The organism is Syntrophorhabdaceae bacterium, assembly GCA_035541755.1.
GTDB lineage: Bacteria > Desulfobacterota > Syntrophorhabdia > Syntrophorhabdales > Syntrophorhabdaceae > PNOF01.
Genome location: DATKMQ010000006.1, coordinates 1 through 4,372 on the forward strand (window position 1 = coordinate 1; position 4,372 = coordinate 4,372).

The following is a 4,372-nucleotide window of genomic DNA, read 5'->3' on the forward strand; positions in this document are numbered from 1 at the left end:
GCTCCACATCCGTCAGGGGGTCCGCCTCGCCGTATCTGGATGCGGTAGCGCGTTCGTTGAAGGCCACAATCCTTGTGGGTGTCATCATGGATGATCAGTTCTCGTACATCGACAAAAGAGAAGGCGACAGTATACTGAAGATTCCATCGTACCTGGGCGCCAAGATGCTGCCGCGCGACAGCTTCCTCGGCCTGACGCTGCTTGCCTTCATGCGTCCTGTCGAGCGAAAAAGGCTGCTGAGACAACATCCTCTGAAAAAACATACGGAACGTACCGTGACGAACCTCAAGGAGATTGAGGCGAGGCTGGAAGCGGCGGTCAAAAGGGGCCATTTCCTGGAGCGCGGTGAGTTCTTCGAGGGGATTGTCCAGATCGGCGTACCGATCAGGGGCGCGACAGGGAACACGGTCGCGGCGCTGGGCGCGTGCTTACAGGAGTTCCGCGTGTCGGGCGAAAACCTTGCAAAGATCGTGCGGGAACTCACGGAGACGGCGAACCTTATCTCGAGGGAACTCGGCTTTCAGAGCGATTAGCCGGGGCCGCACCCGGGCGATGGTTTCCAAGGCCGCATTCTATCCCCTGGCTTTCTGCAGACTTTATGTTCCCGGATTGCAAAATGTCTTGACAGGCTCCAAATAAAATTGTTACTATACAACATTAAATGTCACATTGTAACATTTACAGATGTGGGCGTAACAGTGGCATTGAAACCCGAGACCGGTTTGCCGATCAGCCTGTGCGTTGGTGGATCGTCATTGAGAAGAATGGGGGTCATTTGGTTGGTGTGGCTCAACGCAAGAATAGAGGAAAGGAGATAACCCGTGTACTACTACAGACGTTTGCCACAGTTTGATTACCTGGCTCCGAAAAGCCTGAACGAGGCCTGCTCGTTTTTGAAGGCCCACGCCGCGGAGACGCGGGTGATGGCGGGCGGCACCATTACGCTCCACCGCATGAAAGAGCGTATCGGTGTCAAGAAATACGTGATGAGTCTGAAGGTGATTCCAAATCTTGATGGGATACGTGCATCGAAGGATGGAAAGCTCTCGATCGGACCCATGGCTTCTATCCAGTCCGTGGCAGACTCCCGCGTTGTGCAGAAGCAGGCTATGCTGCTCGCAGGTGCGTGCAACATTCACTCTACCCCACAGATCCGCACTATGGGTACGATTGGTGGGAACGTAGCCTGTAACCTGGCCACCGCAGAAATGGTGCCGGTGCTCAGCGTCCTGGGGTCCCAGGCAAAGCTCACCAGTGCAGCAGGGAGCCGGACGGTTCTGGTAGCAGACCTGTACAAGGAGATGAAAGACGGAGAGATTCTCACTGAGCTCCTGGTCCCTGTGGCTAAAGACACAAAGGCAGGCTACGAAAAGTGGGCCATGCGCAAACGGTTTGACTATGCCACCGTCTCTGCGGCCGCGGCCCTTTCCATGTCCGGCAAGAAATGCACTGCAGCACGGATCGCTCTGGGTGGTGTCACGTTGCCCACGCGCATACCGAAAAGGGCGCAAGATATGCTCAAAGGCCAGACCGTGACGGATGCGCTTATCGAGCAGGTGGCAGAAGCGGCGGCAAAAGAGGCACACGTGGGAGCAGATGTCTATTTCACCGCGGACTACAAGAAGGAATTGGTCAAAGTAATGGTCCGCAGGGCCATCAAAAAGGCCCTGTCCTGAATGGAGGTTGCTGCTATGAAACAGGAGATGACGTTTATGGTGAATGGCGATCAGTACAGCGTTCAGGTGGACACGCGGAGGACCTTGCTCGAAGTCTTGCGTGAGACGCTCGGACTCACCGGTACAAAGGAGATGTGCAACAAAGGAGATTGCGGCGGCTGCACGGTTATCATGGACGGCAAGCCGATTCTCTCGTGTCTGACGTTGGCTATCGAAGCGCAGGGAAAGGATATCGTGACGATCGAGGGACTGGCCAACGGGTTCAAGCTCCATCCGATCCAGCAGGCCTTCGTGGATAAAGGGGCCATACAATGCGGGTTCTGCACCCCGGGATTCATCATGTCGGCGAAAGCCCTGCTCGACAGAAATCCAAAACCGACGGAAGATGAGATCAAGGAAGCGATTGGCAACCACATCTGCCGCTGCACAGGGTATGTCCAGATCGTTGAATCGATTCAGGCCGCGGCAAAGGCGATGGGAGGTGCAAAGTGAGCAGAGAAACACTCATTGGAAAAAGTGCGCCCAGGATCGGCTCCGAGGAGAAGGCGCTGGGACTGGCAAAGTATACAACTGACATTGTGTTGCCCGGCATGCTCTACGGCAAGGTCCTCCGGAGTCCCCATGCCCATGCGAAAATCGTCAACATCGACACGAGCAAGGCGGAGCATATCAGGGGCGTGAAGGCCGTGGTGACGGGCATCAAAGACACACCGAGAGGCGGCGTCTTCGGCATCATCCCTCACACGAGAGATCACGTGCTGCTGCCTTTTGATAAGGTGCGTTACATGGGCGAGGAAGTCGCAGCCGTTGCAGCCATCGACGAAGATATTGCCGAGGAGGCGATTGAAGCAATAAGGGTTGAGTATGAGCCTCTCCCTTTTGTGCTCACGTGGCAGGATGCGATGAAGGAAGGCGCTCCGCTCGTCCACGATAACCGCGCTAAGAACGTGGCAGCTCACTACCTCGTAAACGAGGGGGATATAGAAACAGCGCTCAAAAAAAGCGACCTCGTATGGGAGAAGACCTTTACGTGCGAAGTGGCGAGCCATGCTTTGCCGGAGCCTTTCACGGCACTCTGCAGTTACGAGCCGTCCGGAAAGTACAACTTCTGGATGCAGACGCAGTGTCCGTTCCAGGTACGCCAGGGACTTCGCAACACGCTGAAGGTTGAGCTCTCCGACATCAGGCTCCATTCAGTTGAAATGGGTGGCGCTCACGGCGGCAGGTCTGACACGCCTCCGGGCGCTTTTGTTGCAGGACTGCTCTCCAGGAAAGCAGGCAAACCGGTCCAGATAAAGATGTCCCGTGAGGAAGTGGAAGATTGCATGCGAGATAAGGCGGCAAAGGAATGGACTATGCGGATCGGCCTCAAGAAGGACGGCACGATCCTGGGCAGGGACATCAAGATGATGCTCGAGTGCGGTGCCTACGCGTCGAGTGCCATCGTTGAGCTCTGGGTGCCGCTTCTGATCGACGAGGTGCTCTGGCGCGCTCCGAGCTACCGGTATGATGCGCGCCTGGTATACACAAATAAGACAATCAGCTCCATGATGCGTACGCGCGCCCACGTGGGGCCTATGTCGATGGATGTGGCGTTTGACGAGGTGGCTGAGAAGCTTGGTATCGATCCCATTCAGATCCGCCTCAAGAACGCTGTTCTCCCGAACGAGGTGGTACCCTCCAAGGCAACGGTCACGAGTACGGGCCTCTCCGAGAGCATCGTGATGGCGGCGGACAAATCGGGTTACAAAAAGAAGCGGGGCAAGATGCGTTACGCGCGGGGCATCGGCATCGGTTCAGGAAATATGCAGTCCATGTTCTATATGGGCTTCAGAAGCGGCTCCACAGCCTTCATCAAGTTCAACGACGACGGGAGTTGCACCCTCTTCACGGGCAACTGCGATCTGGGTCAGGGCAACCGGACCATGCACACGCAGATTGTGTCGGAAGTGACGGGCATCCCCGCATCGATGATCAAGGTCTGTTACGGCGACACCGAGCTCTGCTACCAGGATCCCGGAGACTATTCCATGTCGGCAACGGTTGTGTCGGCGAACGCGGTCAAGCGTGCTGCAGAGGATGCCAATAGGCGTATTCTCGAGATTGCCGGTGACTTGCTTGATGTGGCATGGGATGAAGTGGAGCTGCGAGACGACGGCAAGTACTGGGTCAAACTGAGGCTGGGCAAAGGCCACGGCGTTTCGTTGGGTGAGGTCTGCAGGACAGCCTTCAAGAGAGGTAAACCGATCCACGGGTTCGGCGACTACAGGGCCAGGATAGATTACTCGGATTTCAGCGTCGATGTGAAAGAGCCGTATAACGAGAAAACGTACGGCATGAAGGTGACGGCCTACTCATTCGGCACGACGGCCGTGGAGGTAGAGGTAGACACGGATACGGGCGGCGTAAAGGTAACCGACATCTGGGCGGTCAACGACTGTGGTACGGTGCTCAATCCGATGCTCGTCATTGGCAACATGCACGGGCAACTGAACTTCATGCTGGGTCAGGGCCTCTACGAGACGAACGTGTGGGATGCGAAGACAGGCCGAAAACTGACGAGTGACTTCCGCGCGTACAAGGTGCCGACGGCAAACGAGACACCGCACATTGAAACATACTTCCTTGGCATACCTGATCCGGCCGGACCATACGGTGCCAAGGAAGGTTCCCTGGGCTTCGGCTGCGGGTTGCAT

General features: G+C 56.3%; 4 protein-coding genes. All 4 read left to right on the top strand.

Annotated features, from left to right (window positions below; all coding sequences use genetic code 11):
- Positions 1-533 (top strand): IclR family transcriptional regulator C-terminal domain-containing protein (locus VMT62_00410; GenBank protein ID HVN94867.1); only part of this gene is annotated, 533 nt, incomplete at its 5' end.
- 288 nt (positions 534-821) lie between these two features.
- The gene (locus tag VMT62_00415) at positions 822-1,676 is read left to right on the top strand and encodes an FAD binding domain-containing protein (protein HVN94868.1); all 855 of its coding nucleotides are present in this window, start codon (positions 822-824) and stop codon (positions 1,674-1,676) included.
- A gap of 15 nt (positions 1,677-1,691) precedes the next feature.
- Complete coding sequence (locus tag VMT62_00420) at positions 1,692-2,168, top strand: (2Fe-2S)-binding protein (protein HVN94869.1); 477 nt, start codon at positions 1,692-1,694, stop codon at positions 2,166-2,168.
- Positions 2,165-4,372: xanthine dehydrogenase family protein molybdopterin-binding subunit (locus tag VMT62_00425; protein HVN94870.1), on the top strand; the 2,208-nt coding region annotated here is incomplete at its 3' end. The genes VMT62_00420 and VMT62_00425, both read left to right, overlap by 4 nt.

Excerpts from the sequence above, each read along its gene's own strand:
- VMT62_00420 (HVN94869.1), top strand. The coding sequence starts at position 1,692 with ATGAAACAGGAGATGACGTTTATGGTGAATGGCGATCAGTACAGCGTT.